Origin of the sequence: Apibacter sp. wkB309, from assembly GCF_002964915.1 — a bacterium.
Classification (GTDB): domain Bacteria; phylum Bacteroidota; class Bacteroidia; order Flavobacteriales; family Weeksellaceae; genus Apibacter.
The window spans coordinates 386,657-403,889 of the sequence record NZ_PSZL01000022.1 but is presented as its reverse complement, the minus strand read 5'-3'; the positions used below and the strand labels follow the sequence as shown (position 1 = coordinate 403,889).

Below are 17,233 nucleotides of genomic sequence, written 5' to 3'. Positions count from 1 at the left end.
ATAGAGAATTACATAAAATTATGTATTTAAAAGCATAATTTTACAATTTATATAAAACAAGACTATAGAACGGTAACAGATAATAAATATACGATGGATTCAATAAAATTAGAAAACTATTGGGACAAAGGAGTATCTTACGCTGAATATAAAGATATTATAGAAATTCAAGCAAAAGAAGGTTTACTTTCTAAAAATGAAGATATTAAAAAACTTGCTGAATACACACGTTTAAATTTGAGCCGAATCCATCGGAATGATAAAACGCTCGTATTGGATGAATCAGTGAGTTCAGGCTTGAAGAAAATTAGTCGTAAAATTCATATATTAGTCATATCCGAAGGATGGTGTGGAGATGCAGCGCAAATAGTGCCGGTAGTCAATAAAATCTGCGAATCATCCGAGAGGCTGGACATGAGAATTTTTTTTAGAGATCAAGATGAATTATTGATTAATCAATATCTCACTAATGGGGGAAAGGCAATTCCCATTGTAATTTTTATTGATGCGGAAACTTCCGAAGAAATCGCTCATTGGGGGCCTCGACCTAAACCTTGTGCTCCTTTCCTAAAAAAATACAAAACAGATCCTGAAAACTATACCCATGATGATTTTGCAAAAGATATTCAAGGATTCTATAACAAGGATAAAGGCCGAACCATTTCAGAAGAATTGTTAGAAAAGATTTTACAGTAAATAAGTGTAATTTTTTCGAAAATCTATAGTATTCTTTACATAAGTTATTATAAATCTTTATTTTTTAATTGGGCAAAAGTTCTTGTCTAATGCTATCCTTTCTGTGTATAATATTTATTTCAGCAATGTTTTTAGTAGAATACTAGTTTTTTCATATACACAAATTTTGATTTAAATAGCCCGTTCTTAGGCTAAATTATAATTTTATATATTTGTCACAAATTTTTCGAGTATGAAATGTGGAATTGTTGGTCTACCCAATGTAGGGAAATCTACTTTATTTAATTGTTTATCTAATGCAAAAGCACAATCGGCTAATTATCCGTTCTGTACCATCGAACCGAATGTAGGTACAGTTTCTGTGCCTGATTTAAGGTTAAATAAACTTGAAGAATTAGTAGTGCCGGAAAGGGTAGTGCCTGCCGTAGTGGAAATAGTAGATATTGCCGGTTTAGTTAAAGGAGCCAGTAAAGGAGAAGGTTTGGGAAATCAATTTTTAGCTAATATCAGAGAAACCCATGCAATAATCCATGTGTTGCGTTGTTTTCAAAATGATAATATTACCCATGTTGAAGGAACTATAGATCCGGTTAGAGATAAAGAAATTATTGATATAGAGCTGCAACTTAAAGATTTGGAAACCATTGAAAAAAAATTGGATAAATCCAAAAGAGCGGCTAAAGCAGGAAATAAAGAAGAGCAGCAAATTGTGTCTGTGTTGGAAAGGTTGAGAGCTTTTATTGAAGAAGGTAAAAATGCACGAGAATTCGAAACAGATTCGATTTCAGAGCCGATTATTGCAGAATTACAACTCTTGACCTTTAAACCTATCATGTATGTGTGTAATGTAGATGAAAAATCAGCAAAAGAGGGCAATGAATTTGTTGAAAAAGTAAAAGAAAAGGTAAAAAACGAAAAGGCGGAAGTGATCGTATTAGCGGCACAAATTGAGGCAGACATTTCTGAATTAGAAACCTATGAAGAGCGTAAAATATTTTTAGAAGAATTAAATTTAGAAGAACCGGGGGTAAATCGCTTGATTCGCCAAGCATACAAACTCTTAAATTTACAAACTTATTTTACTGCCGGAGTTAAAGAAGTTAGAGCTTGGACAATTGAAAAAGGATGGACAGCTCCTCAAGCTGCCGGAGTAATACATTCAGATTTCGAAAAAGGATTTATTAGAGCTGAGGTTATTTCCTATCAAGATTTTGTAACTTACGGATCGGAAGCTAAGGTTAAAGAAGCCGGAAAATTATCAGTTGAAGGTAAAGAATATATCGTTAACGATGGAGATATTATTCATTTCCGATTTAATGTTTAAGCTATATTAATGTCAATTGTTTAGTTTTAAACTATATTTTTAAAACACGTCTCCTTTATTTAGCATAAATTATAAATAAAGGAACTCATATTTGAATACATTATAAAATTATTCAGCTATTTGTTATAAAACTTTTTAGTATTTAAAAGAATTTTAAATTTACGTATAGTATTTGTACAATTAAATAAGAATTATTAATTTTGCATCCAATTGATTAACCTCTGACGAAAGACGTGAATGTTATTCAATTTTATAACTGTTATATTTTTTAAATGGAACCATTAATTAAGTACGTACAGGATAAGTACATCGCAAAAAAAGAATTTCCAAAATTTGGAGCCGGGGATACCCTAACTGTTTATTACGAAATTAAAGAAGGTAATAAAACAAGAACCCAGTATTTTAAAGGGGTAGTTATTCAGGTTAAAGGAACCGGAGCAACCAAAACATTCACTATCAGAAAAATGAGCGGTGATGTAGGGGTTGAAAGAGTTTTTCCTATTAATATGCCTGCGCTTCAAAATATTGAAGTTAACAGAAGAGGAAAAGTACGTAGAGCAAGAATTTACTATTTTAGAGATCTACGCGGTAAAAAAGCAAGAATTAAAGATGCTAGAGTTAAATAATATTACTTATAGCATTTATTTTAAAATAAAAGAGGAAAATTTTAATTTTCCTCTTTTTTTTGGTTTTTACTTTCCTTTTTAAAATTAATTTTCGAATACTTCAAACGTATGATCTTCGTATATAATTAAGATTTTTTCTATTTTTTTCTTATTATTTTTCGTTTTCTGTAGGATTGAATTTTTAATTATTTGATCTTCTGTCTGAGAATTTTCTTTTACGCGATTCTCAGGCACTTGAATAGTATTAACACTATTAGAGTGTGAAGTATCTTTCTGTTTATGATCTATTTCATCTAAAGAAAAGAGTGTAGGGGATGGTTGTTCCTGAACCGTTTTATTTTCTAAATCTAAACTTTCCTTTTTATTATTTTCCAATTGAGTTTTCAAAGGTTTTCCTTTTCCTAAAATAAGCCATTCAGAATTTATTTCAGGAAAAACTGATAGAGTTCTTTCTAAAAAATCTAACGAAGGTTTATTTCGAGCAGAAGTGATATGCGAGATACTGGATCGTTGGACATTTATTTTATCTGCAAATTCTCCTGATGTTAAACCTAATATTTCTATGAGTGTAGCTATTCTTTTATCAATTTCCATGATTTACAAATGTTAACTATTTACATATGTGAAATAGAGTAATAAATACAAAGTTACTAAAAATACCATTGATTCTCTCAAAAAATAACTTAAAGTTAACTTCAATAAAAACATTAAATAAATATATATAAAATACTGGTAAATATATATTTATATATTTTTTAATAAAAAATTAAATAAAATAACTTATAATTATATGACACAATATCAGAACTAATAATTTAGGAAAGAAGATAGTTTTACAAATGTAAATTACAAATGTAAATCAAGAAAACTGTTTATAATTGAATATCTTTGTAAAAAATATAATTATGTCTGCAGAGTTTAAAATCTTTGATTTAAATGAAAATTTAAGTATCGAAGAAAATTTTAAAAATAGATATGTAAACCCATCGGAGCTTTCCGATTTTTTAATGAATAATTATAAAAGTTTACTTACAGAAATTGGAAGATCGGAACTTAATAAACCTATATATAAATTGACCTTAGGAAAAGGACCTAAAAATATATTACTATGGACCCAAATGCACGGGAACGAAACAACGGGTACCTTAAGTTGTCTAGATTTGCTTAAATTTTTTGAAAATGAAAATAATTGCTCACATGAAATTCTCAGCAAGTTTACCCTCGATATTATTTTTATGTTAAATCCGGATGGAGCTGAAATTTGGACACGAAGAAATCGTTTAGGAATTGATATTAATCGGGATTTTTTAACCGCTTCATCAATAGAAATGCAAGTATTAAAAAAAACTGCAAGCGAAAAAAAATATGATTTAGCGTTCAATCTACACGATCAAAGAACTATATTCGGAGTAGAAGGAAAAAAAGAGCCGGCCACTCTGGCTTTTTTATCGCCATCGGAATCGGTTGATAGAAAGGTGACTGAAACCCGAAAAAAATCGATGGGATTAATAGCTGATATATATAAAGAAATTTCAAAACTTCTACCTAATAAGATATCAAGGTTTACCGATGAATTTTATCCAAGATCAGTAGGTGATAATTTTCAAAAATTAGGAATTCCTACTATACTATTTGAAGGCGGACATTTTCACAAAGATTATTACCGTCAAAAAACCCGAAGATATTTTACTTTATCGTTGATTACTGCTCTATATTATGCCTCTGTTAAGGATGAATGGCAAAAGGGGTATGAATTATATAATGAAATACCTAATAATTCTTTATCATTTTTTGATATTATATATAGAAATGTACGCATACGTGAAGATAAAAAAGAAACAGTTGATATTGGTATACAATATGTAGAAGAGATTACTAAGGGAGAAAATGAACTTTCATTTATTGCCAAGATAGAAGATATTGGAGACCTTTCATTCATGTATGGACATGAAGAAATTGATGCAGAAGAAAGATGTATCGTTTTCGCTGACTCTTCCATACAGTTTCCTAAAATTGGCATCTTGGCTGATTTTAAGTTAGATGAATGGATTATTGTTAATGGAAAAAAATTGGATTCATTTGCTTACTAATCACCTAACAATACATTAAAACATAATAATTTATTTCTAATATTAGCAAAAAAAATGCTTAATACTTAAAATAACACATTTACCGGCCTTTTAGATAGTAAATCATAATAGCATTATATAGAGTTTACATAGGCTTACACACAGTCTCAAAGATAAATTTAGTAACTTTGCTCGGTTAATTATATATGATAATGATGACAGAAAACACAGATATATTAGAAACTATTATTATAGGTTCCGGCCCTGCAGGATTTACGGCTGCAATTTATGCTGCCAGAGCCGAAATGAAGCCGCTTATGATCACCGGTTTAGAATTAGGAGGACAGCTAACGACTACGACCGAAGTTGAAAATTTTCCAGGATATCCCGACGGGATTACCGGTCCTGAAATGATGATTCAGTTACAAAAACAAGCCGAAAAATTCGGCACACAAGTTATCATCGATACCGTATCAGAGGTTGAATTAGGAAAAAATGTAGGGGACATACATGTTGTAAAAACTATATCGGGAAAAGAATTTAAAACTAAGACGATTATCATTTCAACGGGTGCTAGTGCAAAATATTTAGGTAAAGATTTTGAAAAAACGTATAGAGGAGGCGGAGTTTCTGCTTGTGCCACTTGTGACGGATTTTTCTACAGAGGTAAAAATGTGGTAGTTGTAGGAGGCGGAGATACGGCAGCTGAAGAAGCCACGTATTTAGCAAAAATATGTAAGACTGTTTATATGGTTGTACGTAAAGATTATTTAAAAGCTTCTAAAATTATGCAAGAACGAGTAGACCTTACCACTAATATTGTACTTATGTATAATACTGAATTGAAAGATTTAAAAGGTGATAATAATTTGGTTTCTCAAGCAGTGGTTATTGATAATTTAAACAACGAAGAAAAAGTATTGGATGTAGACGGAATATTTATTGCTATCGGACATAAACCTAATACCGAGATATTTAAAGGTAAACTGGAAATGGACGAAACCGGATATTTACATGTTAAGCCATTTAGTACAGAAACAAATATACCGGGAATTTTTGCGGCGGGTGACGTTGCCGATAAAAAATACAGACAAGCAATTACTGCCGCAGGAGCAGGGTGTATGGCCGCTTTGGATGCAGAAAAATATGTATCGTCCTTAGATCATCATTAATTTTTAAGAAGGTCACGATGATTGTATGAATTATCCTAGCAAAATATTAGAAAAAGCAGTTGAAGAAATTTCACAACTTCCGGGTATTGGAAGGAGGACGGCTCTACGTCTAGCCTTGCATTTATTGGATGTACCTGAAATTCAGGCAGATAATTTATCAAAATCAATTAGTCAGTTAGTACATGAAATAAAGCACTGTAAACTATGTAACAATCTATCTGATACTGAGATCTGTACCATCTGTGCAAATCCGTATCGAAATGAAAAAATTATCTGTGTGGTTGAGGATGTAAGAGATGTAATGGCAATAGAAAGTACCCAACAGTTCAATGGGAAATATCACGTATTGGGCGGAAGAATTTCCCCTATGGAAGGAGTCAGCGCAACCGATTTGTGTATTAATCCGCTAATAGAAAGAGTTAAAGAGCAGAGAACAGAAGAAATTATATTTGCATTAAGCGCTACTATAGAAGGAGACACAACCATGTTTTATTTATATAAAATATTGAATGATCCTCATATAAAATTCACGGCAATAGCAAGGGGAATAGGAGTTGGTGATGAACTTGAATATACGGATGAGTTAACTTTAATACGTTCCATACAAAACAGAGTACCTTATAAACAAGGAATTAAATAGTTCTTATAGTAATTAAAAAATAATTAATGAATTTGAAACAACTTTCAATTATTATTGTTAATTATAATGTAAAAGATCTTTTAAAAAATTGCATTCAAAGTTGTTTACATGCAATAAAAACTATTGATGCAGAAATTATTATTGTAGACAATAATTCCAATGACGGAAGCAAAGAATTTATAACGCGAGTATTTCCTCAAGTTAAATGGGTTCAAAACTCGGCAAATTTAGGTTTCTCTAAAGCAAATAATATAGGTGTTTCGTATTCAAAGGGAAACTATTTACTAATTCTCAATCCCGATACTATCGTTAAGCCGGATGTTTTTGAAAAAATTATACCTTTTGCCGAACATGCAAAACAATTTGGAGCCTTAGGGGTTCGAATTACCGATGAAAACAACCATTATCGTCCGGAATCGAAGAGAAATTATCCGAATCCTAAAAATACATTTGATAAATTATTCAGCCAATTATTTTTCAGTAAATCAAAAAAATCTAAAGGCTACTATAATACGGAATTGGGTGAATATGATATAGGAAAAGTGGAAATTTTAACAGGATGCTTTTTCTTTACCACTAAAAAAATATATACTGAAGTAGGTGGTTTCGATGAATCTTATTTTATGTATGGTGAAGATATCGATCTAAGTTATACTATTTTAAAAGCCGGATATCAAAATTATTATTACGGGAAAACTTCTATAATACATTATAAAGGAGCAGCAACTAAAATAGATAAATCGTATTACAAAAATTTCTATAATGCTATGGAAATTTTTGTAAGAAAATATTTCAAAAAGCCTTTTGTAATGTATATTTTCCTATTGTTCGGATTAAAAATAAGATATTATTTAGCTTTATTAATATTTAGCATGCAAAGAAAAAAATAACACAATATTTATAAAATAATGCTCATAAATTTATTCAAATTTATGAGCATTATTTTTTATGGAAAAGTTACTTATTTTAATCTTTGAAAACTTTTAAATTAGAAGAAAGTATAAAAATACAAATTCCAAAAATACCTATTAAAGCAAAGGAAAATCTAAGATTAAGAGCTTCGGATATGTAACCTATAACCGGAGGACCTAATAAAAAACCTATAAATCCTATGCTGGAAACTATAGTCAATGCCATGCCGGTTGGAATTTTAGTTTTCTGTCCTGATAAGCTGTAAATAGTGGGTATTATGCTGGATACTCCTAAACCGATAATCATAAAAGATAAAGTGGTGATAATCAAATTAGGAAAAGCAACAGAAATAAATAAGCCCAATGATATCAGTATACCACTTAGTTGAACTACACGTTTTCTTCCCCATTTTTGTATGGCATGATCAGCAATAAAACGACCGCTTGCCATCATAATCATAAACGAGGTGAAACCTAAAGGAGCCCAATTTTTGGAAGCTTTAACGATTTCTTCAAAATATATCCCGCTCCAATCAAACATGGCACCTTCGGAAGCCATACCACAAAAAGCAGTAATTCCCAAAAGAAATAAAAATTTTTCAGGTTTTTGCTTCTCATTTGTACTTTTTGTTTCTGAATTTTTATCAGAAATATTTTTTGCGTCTATTTGTAGATATTTGAAATTAAATAAAATAAGTACCCCTACTGTAAAAAGAATAAACAAATAATGTTGAAAAGGCGATAGCCCTAAATTTACCATTACTAATCCTATTAATGAACCGGTAAATCCGGCTATGCTCCATCCTCCATGAAAAGAAGACATGATGGATTTTTTGTATAGATTTTCAACAAGTATTCCTTGAGTATTAACGGAAATATTGCAAAAATTACCAAAAAAGCCAAACAAAATTAAAGTAAGAATTAACATTAATTCGGTTTGTGAACATCCGATTAATAATAAACTTAAAGCATAGCAAGGCAGAGAAGCTATCAATATTTTTTTACTTCCCATTTTAGATATTAAAAATCCCGATAGGGTCATCCCTAAAATTTGACCAACCGGCAGCATTAATAAAATAGTTCCCCAGGAAGCATCCCCTAATTTTAAAAAGTTTTTAATATCGGGAATTCTGCTGGCCCAGCTGGAAAAACATATTCCTTGTGAAAAGTAAAAAGCAAATACCCCCAAACGGATTCTTTTGGGCGATAGATTGTTAGGCTTCGAATCAATTGCGTTAGTCATGAATGAAATTTTGATTTTTTTTGAAAATTAGCTGCAAATTTAATTCGCAAGTTTGTAAAATCATAAAATATTATGTAAAGCTCTTAAATGAGAACATTTTGTTTTAAATTAAACTAATTAACAAAAATTTAACATTTATATTGTTTCGTGGTTATATAATTTTGTGCTAAATTATAATAGATAAAACAATGAAAAAAGTATTTTTATTTTTAAGTATACTTGCTGCAAGTATGAGCTATTCTCAAAATCATCATTGGGGATATGAAGGAGAATCTTCTCCGGAACATTGGGGAGAATTGGAAGAAGGAAAACAATGTGGTATAGGTAAATTTCAATCGCCAATTAACATTTCAAAATCTAACTATAAAAAAGATTTATCGCCTATACAATTTAATTACGGATCCGGAGAAATCGAGGATATCGAAGACAATGGGCATTCTCTTCAATTTGATTTTAAATCGGGAAGCACCATTACGTACAACAAAAAAGTTTATACCTTAGTTCAATTCCATGCTCATGAAGAATCTGAACATACCATTGATAGAGTGAGATACCCGTTGGAATTACATTTTGTTCATAAAGCAGAAGATGGTTCAGTATTGGTAATAGGTGTTATGGTAAAAGAGGGAAATTTAAATTCTTATTTTGAAAAACTCGAAATTTTTAAATCATTAAAAGGGTTAGGAAAAATTAATACAGTTATAAAATTCAATCCTGAAAATTTATATCCAAAAGATAAATCTTATTACACTTATTTAGGATCTTTGACTACCCCTCCTTGTGCAGAAAATGTCACTTGGATCGTATTTAAAAATCCGATCACAATGAGCGAAGAAGAAATTGATGAAATAAAATATCACTTACCAAAATCAAATAACAGACCTCTTCAACCTTTAAACGGTAGAAAAATATTTAATAATTAAAAAAATACAGTCATAACTTAAATTCCCTGATTATACTTTTAATAATCAGGGAATTTTAATAAAATCATAAAAATTATTTAATACTAATTATATTAATTTCAGTAAATAAATTAAATACGTAATTTTGCACTATGCTAAACGAAATCAGGAAATCCGTAGCTTTTCATACCATAGGATGTAAATTAAATTTTGCTGAAACTTCTACAATTGCTCGACAATTAATTGAGGAAGGATTTGTAAAGGTATCTTTTGAAGAAACAGCAGATGTTTATATTATCAACACATGTTCGGTAACCGATAATGCCGATAAAGAATGTAAAACTATCGTTAAAAGAGCGTTACATTTAAATCCTGATGCTTTGATTTGTATTATTGGTTGTTATGCTCAATTAAAACCGCATGAAATCAGTAAGATTGACGGGGTAGATTTAGTTTTGGGTGCAAAAGAAAAGTTTAATATTCACAAGTATATTATGGATCTTAAAAAAGATTCTGAAGTAAAAGTTCATTCTTGTGAGGTTGATCAAGCTGATTTTTTTGTAGGTTCCTATTCAATTGGAGACAGAACACGTGCTTTTTTAAAAGTACAGGATGGTTGTGATTATAAATGTACATATTGTACAATTCCTTTAGCAAGAGGAATCTCACGCTCTGCAGAGCTTAAAACCATTATTAAACAAGCCGAAGAAATTTCTGAGAAAGGAATTAAAGAAATTGTACTTACAGGCGTGAATATTGGCGATTATGGAAAAGGTGAATTTGGAAATAAAAAACATCAACATACTTTTTTAGAATTAATACAGAATTTAGATAGGGTAGAAGCCATAGAGCGCATACGGATATCTTCCATTGAACCAAATTTGCTTAAGGATGAGATTATTGATTATGTTGCTGATTCGAAAATTTTCGTTCCTCATTTCCATATTCCATTACAATCCGGATGCGATGATTTGTTGAAGAAAATGAAGAGAAGATATCTGACTCATTTATACGACGAGAGAATCCATAAGATACATTCTGTAATCAAAGATGCTTGCATAGGAGTTGATGTAATTGTAGGTTTCCCCGGAGAAACAGAAGAAAAATTCTTAGAAACGTATAATTTTTTACAAAATCTGCCGATTAGTTATTTACATGTTTTCACTTATTCGGAGAGGGATAATACAGAAGCTATTCATATGGAAGACAGGGTACCTTATTCTGAGCGCAAAAAAAGGAATAAAATGTTAAAAATCCTGTCTGAAAAAAAACGCCATGCATTTTATGAATCTCAATTAGGCAAAGTTAAAACGGTCCTTTGGGAGCATGAGAACAAAAATGGGATGATGTTCGGATATACTGAAAATTACGTACGCGTTAGCCAGCCTTATAATCCTAAACTTATTAACCAATTAGAAGAAGTTTACCTGGAAAAACTTGATTCTTTTGGAAATGTGATGGTAAAATCTACCATTGCAGCTTACTAAGCTAAGAAATTTAATCTAAGTATTAAAATTGTACACATAAACCGTTGGTTTACGTTTATTTAATTTACAATCAAATGTTAAGAAATAGACGTCATTTCAATATCTTCGGAAGAATCTTTATATCCTAAGAAATATAAAATTCCATCTAATCCGATGGTAGATAAGGAATGATTTGCATTTTGTTTGACCGTTGGCTTCGCATGAAATGCAATTCCGAGTCCGGCTATGGATAACATAGGTAAATCATTTGCTCCATCGCCAACCGCAACAGTTTGTTGTATATCTATATTTTCAAAAGTTGAAATTAATTTTAAATATTCGGCTTTCTTTTTTCCATCCACAATATCTCCAATGTAATTACCTGTTAACTTTCCATCAATAATTTCCAATTTATTGGCAAATACATAATCGAATCCGAATTTTTCTTTGAGATAGTCTCCGAAATAGGTAAATCCTCCGGATATAATTGCTGTTTTAAATCCACTTTTCTTAAGAACTCCCATCAGTCGTTCGAGCCCTTCAGTAATAGGTAAATTTTCTGCTATCTCTTTTAAAACGTTTTCATTCAAGCCTTTTAATAACTTTATTCTTCTTTTAAAGCTTTCGGAAAAATCTATTTCTCCATTCATCGCAGATTCAGTGATGGCTCTAACTTCATTTCCAACCCCTGCTTTTTCTGCAAGTTCATCGATAACTTCAGTTTGAATTAAGGTTGAATCCATATCGAAGCAAATCAGGCGTCTCATTCTTCGGTACCTGTTTTCTTCCTGTAAGGCAATATCTATATTTAAATCAGATGATAAGGATAAGAATTTATTTTGTATTTCTTTTAGGTTAGATAAATTACCTCTTACAGCAAATTCAAAGCAAGTTCGATCAATATTTCGATCTAATGGTATGCGTTGAGTTAAACGTATGATCCGTTCGATATTAAGTTTAAAATCCAATAAAACTTTAGAAACTTCAGAAATTTGGTTAGCACTAATTTCTTTACCTAAAATATTTATTATGTATCTGTTTTTACCCTGAACTTTAACCCAATTGCTGTATTCTTCTTTGGTTAAAGCTGAAAATCTAACATTAATTTCTAATGAGTTGGCTTTAAATAAAATTTCTTTTAAAATGTTTCCGGAACTTCCGTTTTCAGACATGAAAATAATAGCTAAGGATAAAGAATGATGTATATTGGCTTGTCCAATGTCAAGTATTTTAGCATTATATTTTCCTAAGATATGAGTGATTGCTGTTGTTATCCCCGGTTTATCAACTCCTGATATGCTGACTAAAATTATTTCTGATGAATTTTTCATGTGAAAATTAATTTTTTTAAATCATTTAATTATTAATTTAACATTTTCCACAGTTTAATCATTTGTTTTGCTTCTTTCACATCATGAACACGCAAAATATGAGCACCTTTTTGTAAGGCGTACAAATTTAATGCGGAAGTACCTATCAATGCATCTTCAGCAGAAGTTTCTAAACATTTATAAATCATGCTCTTTCTGGATATTCCTATATATAAGGGAAGATTAAATATTTTGAATTTATCTATATTTTTCAGTAAATCATAATTTTGTTGTAAAGTCTTACTGAATCCAAATCCCGGATCTAATAAAATATCATTGACACCAAATTCTCGTAATTCACTAATTTTTTTAGAAAAGTAATAATTAATATCGGTGATTAGATTTTCATAATTTGTATAATTTCCCATAGTTTGTGGAGTTCCTCTCATATGCATTAAAACATAAGGAACGTTGAGTTTTCCCATGGTTTCAAACATTTTATTATCTAAAGTGCCTCCCGAAATATCATTAATCATTCCCACACCTTCATTGACACTTTCAATGGCAACTTTAGACCAAAAGGTATCGATCGATAATTTTACCCGAGGAAATTCTTTTTTAATAGCTTTAATTACAGGAATTACTATGCTTAGTTCTGTTTCATCAGATAAAAAATCGGAATCCGGACGAGTGGATTGTCCACCAATATCAATGAGATCAGCGCCTTCATCTATTAATTTTTCTGTTTGTTTTAAAGCTTTGTCAATAGTGGAATACCTACCACCATCAAAGAAAGAATCCGGAGTAACATTTAGTATTCCTGCTACTTTAGGTTCATTACAATCGACCAAATCACCATTAATATTAATTATCATATATCTTATTTGAAACTGTAAATTTAAAAAAATAAATAAAGTTTAAAGTATATATAGTTACATAGTTTAATAGCATTCGTTTTTAATATTAATGAAGTTTAGTTGTAAATTATATTTTCACAAATGTTTTAAAATTGTTTAAAATATAAATGGTACAGAATAAACTTTCTACAATTTTTATAGTATTATATCCCTAAATTTACATAATAGCGTATTTTATACTTATTAATAAATTTTATTGATGTAAAATCATTTTTAAATTTATTAAATTAGTATAACAAATTATATTGTAACAATTTTTTGAAATGATAGACAAATAGATTTTTATATTTAATCTTAAAATAAAGAGATAAAATGAATAAATTTTTTATCTCTTATGTAACTAATATTATAGTCAACTTGTAAACAAGTATTAATATAAAGGTATAGTAATTAAAATTAATTTATTTTTGCGCTCTTAAACTCAGGATTAAATGAAAGAATCTGTGAATACAAATAAAATCATATGGATTGATAATCTTAGGGCTGTTTCAGCTATAGGAATTATTTTAATACATGTGTCCGCCATAATGAGTCATCATTATGGAAGTATTCCAAATAAAAGTTGGTGGATATCAAATTTTTATATTAATATAGCTCGGTTTGGTGTACCGGTTTTTGTTATGATGACCGGTATGTTATCTTTAGGAAAACAATACACTTTTAAACATTTTACCAAAAAATTATGGAGAATATTAATACCTTTTGTGTTTTGGAGCTTAATATATATTTTCTTTAAAATACTAGATATTCATTATAAAGATCATGTCGATCTGGGATATAGATTTGTTATTGATTATACCTATCTAGAATTGGTTTCGGGAGCGAGTTACCATATGTGGTATATTTATATGATTATAAGAATTTATCTATTATATCCGATTATCAATCAATGGATTTTAGATAGTAATCCAAGACAACAATTATATTTTATAGTCGTTTGTTTTATAATATTTTTAATTTTCTACACTTTTTTTAGTACTGTTTATTTAGTAAACTATATAAAACTATATTCTGAATTTCTGGGATATTTAGTATTGGGATATTATTTAGTAAGAAGAAAATATGAATATAGTGTTAAATATTACGTATATGTATGTTTAATTATTTATTTATTATCCCTTTTTGGAATTTGCTTTGATACTTATATTACATCTAAAATGAACAATTTTTATATAGAGCAATATAAGCCCTGGGATTTATTTCAAGCTCTTTCCGTTTTTTTACTTTTCTTATTAGTTCCGGTATTCAATAAAAAAAGTAAAATATTATCTTTTATAAGTGAATACAGTTACGGAATATATTTAATACATGTACTAGTCATGAGATTAATTGAACATTTTGGTTTAAACGCATATTCTTTTAATCCTTTATTTTCTATTCCAATTACTACTTTTTGCACTTTACTTATATCAATTATCATATTATATACTTTAGATAAGATACCTTTAGGAAAATATATAGTTAAATAGTACATTTGTAGGTATTAATGGAATAATGGAAAAAACATCAGAACAATTTGATTCAGTAATTTCAGTTTGTAAGGAATTATTTATAAAAAAAATGATTGATTACGGATCGGCTTGGAGAATATTACGATTGCCTTCCTTAACAGATCAGATATATATCAAAGCCAATCGAATTAGAACTATTCAGGAAAAAGGAAATCAAAAAATTTCAGAAGGAATCGACGAAGAATTTTTAGCGATAGTTAATTATTCTATTATGGCATTGATTCAATTGGAAAAAGGAATTGCTGAAAATCCTGACTTAAATTTAGAAGAGGCTGAACAGCTTTACGATGAAAAGGTTAGCCAGGCTAAAAACTTAATGATGCGTAAGAACCATGACTATGGAGAAGCTTGGAGAGATCTGAGAATAAGTTCGATTACAGATTTAATTTTGCAAAAATTATTGCGTATAAAACAAATTGAAAATAATGAAGGCAAAACATTAGTTTCCGAAGGTTTAGACGCCAATTATTTTGATATACTAAATTATTCTGTATTTGCTTTAATTCTTCATCAAGAAATTAATTAATTGTTGTTACATGAAATTTTTAACTCAATTTTTTAGAATACTTGTTGGAGTAGTTTTCATAATTTCCGGTTATGTTAAAACTATTGATCCCATTGGATTTTCATATAAATTGGAAGAGTATTTTGGAGAAAGTGTGTTTAATCTGCCGAGCTTACATCACTTAGCACTTCCGTTGTCTATTTTTTTTGTAGTTTTTGAAGTCATGTTGGGTGTATTTCTTTTATTAGGAGTTTGGAAAAAATTTACACTTTCTTCTTTAGTTTTATTAATAATTTTCTTTTCATTTTTAACTTTTTATTCTGCATATTTCCACAAAGTAACTGATTGTGGTTGCTTTGGAGATGCTCTTAAATTATCACCGTGGACTTCATTTGGAAAAGATATTATCCTTTTGGTAATGATTTTAATCTTAGTTTTCGGTTCAAAATACATCCGTTCTGTATTTTCTGTAAAAATTAATTGGATAATCGTGAGTGTATCTTTTGCTATCTGTGTATGGACTGTTTATCAAGGCATTGCTCATTTACCTATTATTGATTTTAGACCTTATGCTGTGGGAAAAAATCTTAAAGTAGGTATGAACGATGGTGAACCGGAGCAAAATATAATTATATACACACTCAAGAATACCTCCAATAATGAGATAAAAAAAATGAATTCCGAGGAATATATCAGTTCAGGAATTTGGAAAGATACCCTAACGTGGAAGATTAATGATACTTCGGTTAAAATTTTAAAAGAGGCAAAATTGCCTTCGGTACATGATTTTACAGTAGAATGTTTAGGAAATGATATAACGCAAGATATTTTAGATCAAGAGAAAATAGTAATAATTACTGTGCCTTTTGCAAAAAAACTTAGTATTATTGAACGAGCTAAATTGAGAAAAATCACTTTTCAATTTAACGAGAAAAAACTTAATTTTGTTATTTTAACGAATGATCCACAATATTTGAATCCTTTATCTTCATGCATTACAGATCAAACAACATTAAAAACAATTAATAGAAGCAATCCCGGGGTACTAATATTAAAAAGAGGAATAGTTGTTGCCAAATATAATGGTAATGATTTTCCAACCGTGAATGAAATAGAAAAATTATAAACTTAATAAACATACATATGAGAAAAAAAATTGTAGCCGGAAATTGGAAAATGAATAAAACATTGCCTGAAGCTAAAGCTTTATTAGCAGAAATTGACTCATTTATTCAAACTAATTCACCTAAATGTGAAGTTATTGTAGGAATACCATTTATATATTTAGAAAATGCCAAAGCAAATCATAAAAATGTACAAGTTTTTTCTGAAGATATTTCCGAACACAAATCGGGAGCATATACAGGAGAAATTTCTGCTGAAATGCTTACCTCTATTCAGGTAGACGGTTCAATCATTGGCCATTCTGAAAGAAGACAATATCATAAAGAAACAGATGAACAAATAGGAGCTAAAGTTAAAATTGCTTTAGATAATGGTTTAACCCCTATTTTTTGTAATGGAGAATTATTAGAAGAAAGAAAAGCAGGTAAACATTTTGAAGTAGTTAAAAGACAAACCGAAATTGCTTTGTTTAACTTATCAGCTGAAGAAATCGTTAAAGTGGTAATTGCCTATGAACCGGTTTGGGCTATTGGTACCGGCGAAACAGCTACCCCGGAACAAGCGCAAGAAATACATGCATATATCCGTTCATTAATTGCTGATAAATATGGAAAAGAAGTAGCTGATTCAGTATCCATTCTATATGGAGGAAGTGTGAAACCGGATAATGCTAAAGAAATTTTCTCAAAACCGGATGTTGACGGTGGATTAATCGGCGGGGCTTCTTTAAATGTTAAAGACTTTGGATCATTAATCAATACATACAAAGAAATTTAATTACATTATAAAATAAGTTTTAGAAAAAACAGATTCATT

The 17,233-nt window shown here is 29.8% G+C and carries 17 protein-coding genes; 13 read left to right on the top strand and 4 right to left on the bottom strand.

The genetic code is table 11. The features are described 5' to 3' along the window. Nucleotides 1–93: 93 nt before the first annotated feature. The 3 genes from C4S75_RS07700 (at nt 94) to rplS (ending at nt 2,646) form a co-directional block, all read left to right on the top strand. On the top strand, nt 94–696 hold the full coding sequence (locus tag C4S75_RS07700; protein ID WP_105297720.1) for a thioredoxin family protein: 603 nt from the start codon (nt 94–96) through the stop codon (nt 694–696). A 232-nt stretch (nt 697–928) separates the two neighbouring features. After that, complete coding sequence (gene ychF, locus C4S75_RS07695; protein WP_105297719.1) at nt 929–2,020, top strand: redox-regulated ATPase YchF; 1,092 nt, start codon at nt 929–931, stop codon at nt 2,018–2,020. Between the two features lie 272 nt (nt 2,021–2,292). Next, nucleotides 2,293–2,646 carry a 50S ribosomal protein L19 gene (rplS, locus tag C4S75_RS07690; RefSeq protein WP_105297718.1) on the top strand — a complete coding sequence of 118 codons (354 nt, stop codon included), beginning with the start codon at nt 2,293–2,295 and terminating at the stop codon, nt 2,644–2,646. Nucleotides 2,647–2,730: 84 nt separating this feature from the next. On the opposite strand, the gene C4S75_RS07685 is transcribed toward rplS, so the two are convergent. Next, a complete protein-coding gene (locus tag C4S75_RS07685) occupies nt 2,731–3,240 on the bottom strand; it encodes a helix-turn-helix domain-containing protein (RefSeq protein WP_105297717.1) in 510 nt (169 codons plus the stop codon). Between the two features lie 311 nt (nt 3,241–3,551). Between C4S75_RS07685 and C4S75_RS07680 the strand changes: the two genes are divergently transcribed. The 4 genes from C4S75_RS07680 (at nt 3,552) to C4S75_RS07665 (ending at nt 7,417) form a co-directional block, all read left to right on the top strand. After that, a complete protein-coding gene (locus C4S75_RS07680; protein ID WP_105297716.1) occupies nt 3,552–4,736 on the top strand; it encodes a M14 family zinc carboxypeptidase in 1,185 nt (394 codons plus the stop codon). Between the two features lie 194 nt (nt 4,737–4,930). Next, the gene (trxB, locus tag C4S75_RS07675; protein ID WP_105297715.1) at nt 4,931–5,887 is read left to right on the top strand and encodes a thioredoxin-disulfide reductase; all 957 of its coding nucleotides are present in this window, start codon (nt 4,931–4,933) and stop codon (nt 5,885–5,887) included. Between the two features lie 25 nt (nt 5,888–5,912). After that, nucleotides 5,913–6,527: a recombination mediator RecR gene (recR, locus tag C4S75_RS07670; RefSeq protein ID WP_105297714.1), complete on the top strand. Its 615-nt coding sequence runs from the start codon at nt 5,913–5,915 to the stop codon at nt 6,525–6,527. 26 nt (nt 6,528–6,553) lie between these two features. Continuing rightward, nucleotides 6,554–7,417 carry a glycosyltransferase family 2 protein gene (locus C4S75_RS07665; protein WP_105297713.1) on the top strand — a complete coding sequence of 288 codons (864 nt, stop codon included), beginning with the start codon at nt 6,554–6,556 and terminating at the stop codon, nt 7,415–7,417. Between the two features lie 76 nt (nt 7,418–7,493). Here the strand turns inward: C4S75_RS07665 and C4S75_RS07660 are convergent, their stop codons facing one another. Beyond that, complete coding sequence (locus C4S75_RS07660; protein WP_105297712.1) at nt 7,494–8,681, bottom strand: MFS transporter; 1,188 nt, start codon at nt 8,679–8,681, stop codon at nt 7,494–7,496. A 188-nt stretch (nt 8,682–8,869) separates the two neighbouring features. Between C4S75_RS07660 and C4S75_RS07655 the strand changes: the two genes are divergently transcribed. Both C4S75_RS07655 and mtaB read left to right on the top strand, forming a co-directional pair. Then, the gene (locus tag C4S75_RS07655; protein ID WP_105297711.1) at nt 8,870–9,604 is read left to right on the top strand and encodes a carbonic anhydrase; all 735 of its coding nucleotides are present in this window, start codon (nt 8,870–8,872) and stop codon (nt 9,602–9,604) included. 131 nt (nt 9,605–9,735) lie between these two features. Then, nucleotides 9,736–11,070 carry a tRNA (N(6)-L-threonylcarbamoyladenosine(37)-C(2))-methylthiotransferase MtaB gene (gene mtaB, locus C4S75_RS07650; protein ID WP_105297710.1) on the top strand — a complete coding sequence of 445 codons (1,335 nt, stop codon included), beginning with the start codon at nt 9,736–9,738 and terminating at the stop codon, nt 11,068–11,070. A gap of 77 nt (nt 11,071–11,147) precedes the next feature. Here mtaB and serB read toward each other — a convergent pair whose 3' ends face one another. Both serB and folP read right to left on the bottom strand, forming a co-directional pair. Continuing rightward, on the bottom strand, nt 11,148–12,380 hold the full coding sequence (gene serB, locus C4S75_RS07645) for a phosphoserine phosphatase SerB (RefSeq protein WP_105297709.1): 1,233 nt from the start codon (nt 12,378–12,380) through the stop codon (nt 11,148–11,150). A 32-nt stretch (nt 12,381–12,412) separates the two neighbouring features. Further along, nucleotides 12,413–13,234, bottom strand: a complete 822-nt coding sequence (gene folP / locus C4S75_RS07640) for a dihydropteroate synthase (protein WP_105297708.1) — start codon at nt 13,232–13,234, stop codon at nt 12,413–12,415. A 473-nt stretch (nt 13,235–13,707) separates the two neighbouring features. Between folP and C4S75_RS07635 the strand changes: the two genes are divergently transcribed. From C4S75_RS07635 to tpiA, 4 genes are read left to right on the top strand one after another with little or no spacing between them, the layout of a single operon-like run. Next, nucleotides 13,708–14,745, top strand: a complete 1,038-nt coding sequence (locus tag C4S75_RS07635) for an acyltransferase (RefSeq protein ID WP_105297707.1) — start codon at nt 13,708–13,710, stop codon at nt 14,743–14,745. 25 nt (nt 14,746–14,770) lie between these two features. Then, on the top strand, nt 14,771–15,313 hold the full coding sequence (locus tag C4S75_RS07630) for a DUF1599 domain-containing protein (protein WP_105297706.1): 543 nt from the start codon (nt 14,771–14,773) through the stop codon (nt 15,311–15,313). A 10-nt stretch (nt 15,314–15,323) separates the two neighbouring features. Beyond that, a complete protein-coding gene (locus tag C4S75_RS07625) occupies nt 15,324–16,418 on the top strand; it encodes a BT_3928 family protein (RefSeq protein WP_105297705.1) in 1,095 nt (364 codons plus the stop codon). A 17-nt stretch (nt 16,419–16,435) separates the two neighbouring features. Further along, nucleotides 16,436–17,194, top strand: coding sequence for a triose-phosphate isomerase (tpiA, locus tag C4S75_RS07620; protein WP_105297704.1), 759 nt, complete (start codon nt 16,436–16,438; stop codon nt 17,192–17,194). Nucleotides 17,195–17,233 lie beyond the last annotated feature (39 nt).

Bases quoted from the DNA above. Each gene is read 5' to 3' on its own strand.
- C4S75_RS07700 (WP_105297720.1), top strand. From the start codon at position 94: ATGGATTCAATAAAATTAGAAAACTATTGGGACAAAGGAGTATCTTAC.
- ychF (WP_105297719.1), top strand. From the start codon at position 929: ATGAAATGTGGAATTGTTGGTCTACCCAATGTAGGGAAATCTACTTTA.
- rplS (WP_105297718.1), top strand. From the start codon at position 2,293: ATGGAACCATTAATTAAGTACGTACAGGATAAGTACATCGCAAAAAAA.
- C4S75_RS07685 (WP_105297717.1), bottom strand. From the start codon at position 3,240: ATGGAAATTGATAAAAGAATAGCTACACTCATAGAAATATTAGGTTTA.
- C4S75_RS07680 (WP_105297716.1), top strand. From the start codon at position 3,552: ATGTCTGCAGAGTTTAAAATCTTTGATTTAAATGAAAATTTAAGTATC.
- trxB (WP_105297715.1), top strand. From the start codon at position 4,931: ATGACAGAAAACACAGATATATTAGAAACTATTATTATAGGTTCCGGC.
- recR (WP_105297714.1), top strand. From the start codon at position 5,913: ATGAATTATCCTAGCAAAATATTAGAAAAAGCAGTTGAAGAAATTTCA.
- C4S75_RS07665 (WP_105297713.1), top strand. From the start codon at position 6,554: ATGAATTTGAAACAACTTTCAATTATTATTGTTAATTATAATGTAAAA.
- C4S75_RS07660 (WP_105297712.1), bottom strand. From the start codon at position 8,681: ATGACTAACGCAATTGATTCGAAGCCTAACAATCTATCGCCCAAAAGA.
- C4S75_RS07655 (WP_105297711.1), top strand. From the start codon at position 8,870: ATGAAAAAAGTATTTTTATTTTTAAGTATACTTGCTGCAAGTATGAGC.
- mtaB (WP_105297710.1), top strand. From the start codon at position 9,736: ATGCTAAACGAAATCAGGAAATCCGTAGCTTTTCATACCATAGGATGT.
- serB (WP_105297709.1), bottom strand. From the start codon at position 12,380: ATGAAAAATTCATCAGAAATAATTTTAGTCAGCATATCAGGAGTTGAT.
- folP (WP_105297708.1), bottom strand. From the start codon at position 13,234: ATGATAATTAATATTAATGGTGATTTGGTCGATTGTAATGAACCTAAA.
- C4S75_RS07635 (WP_105297707.1), top strand. From the start codon at position 13,708: ATGAAAGAATCTGTGAATACAAATAAAATCATATGGATTGATAATCTT.
- C4S75_RS07630 (WP_105297706.1), top strand. From the start codon at position 14,771: ATGGAAAAAACATCAGAACAATTTGATTCAGTAATTTCAGTTTGTAAG.
- C4S75_RS07625 (WP_105297705.1), top strand. From the start codon at position 15,324: ATGAAATTTTTAACTCAATTTTTTAGAATACTTGTTGGAGTAGTTTTC.
- tpiA (WP_105297704.1), top strand. From the start codon at position 16,436: ATGAGAAAAAAAATTGTAGCCGGAAATTGGAAAATGAATAAAACATTG.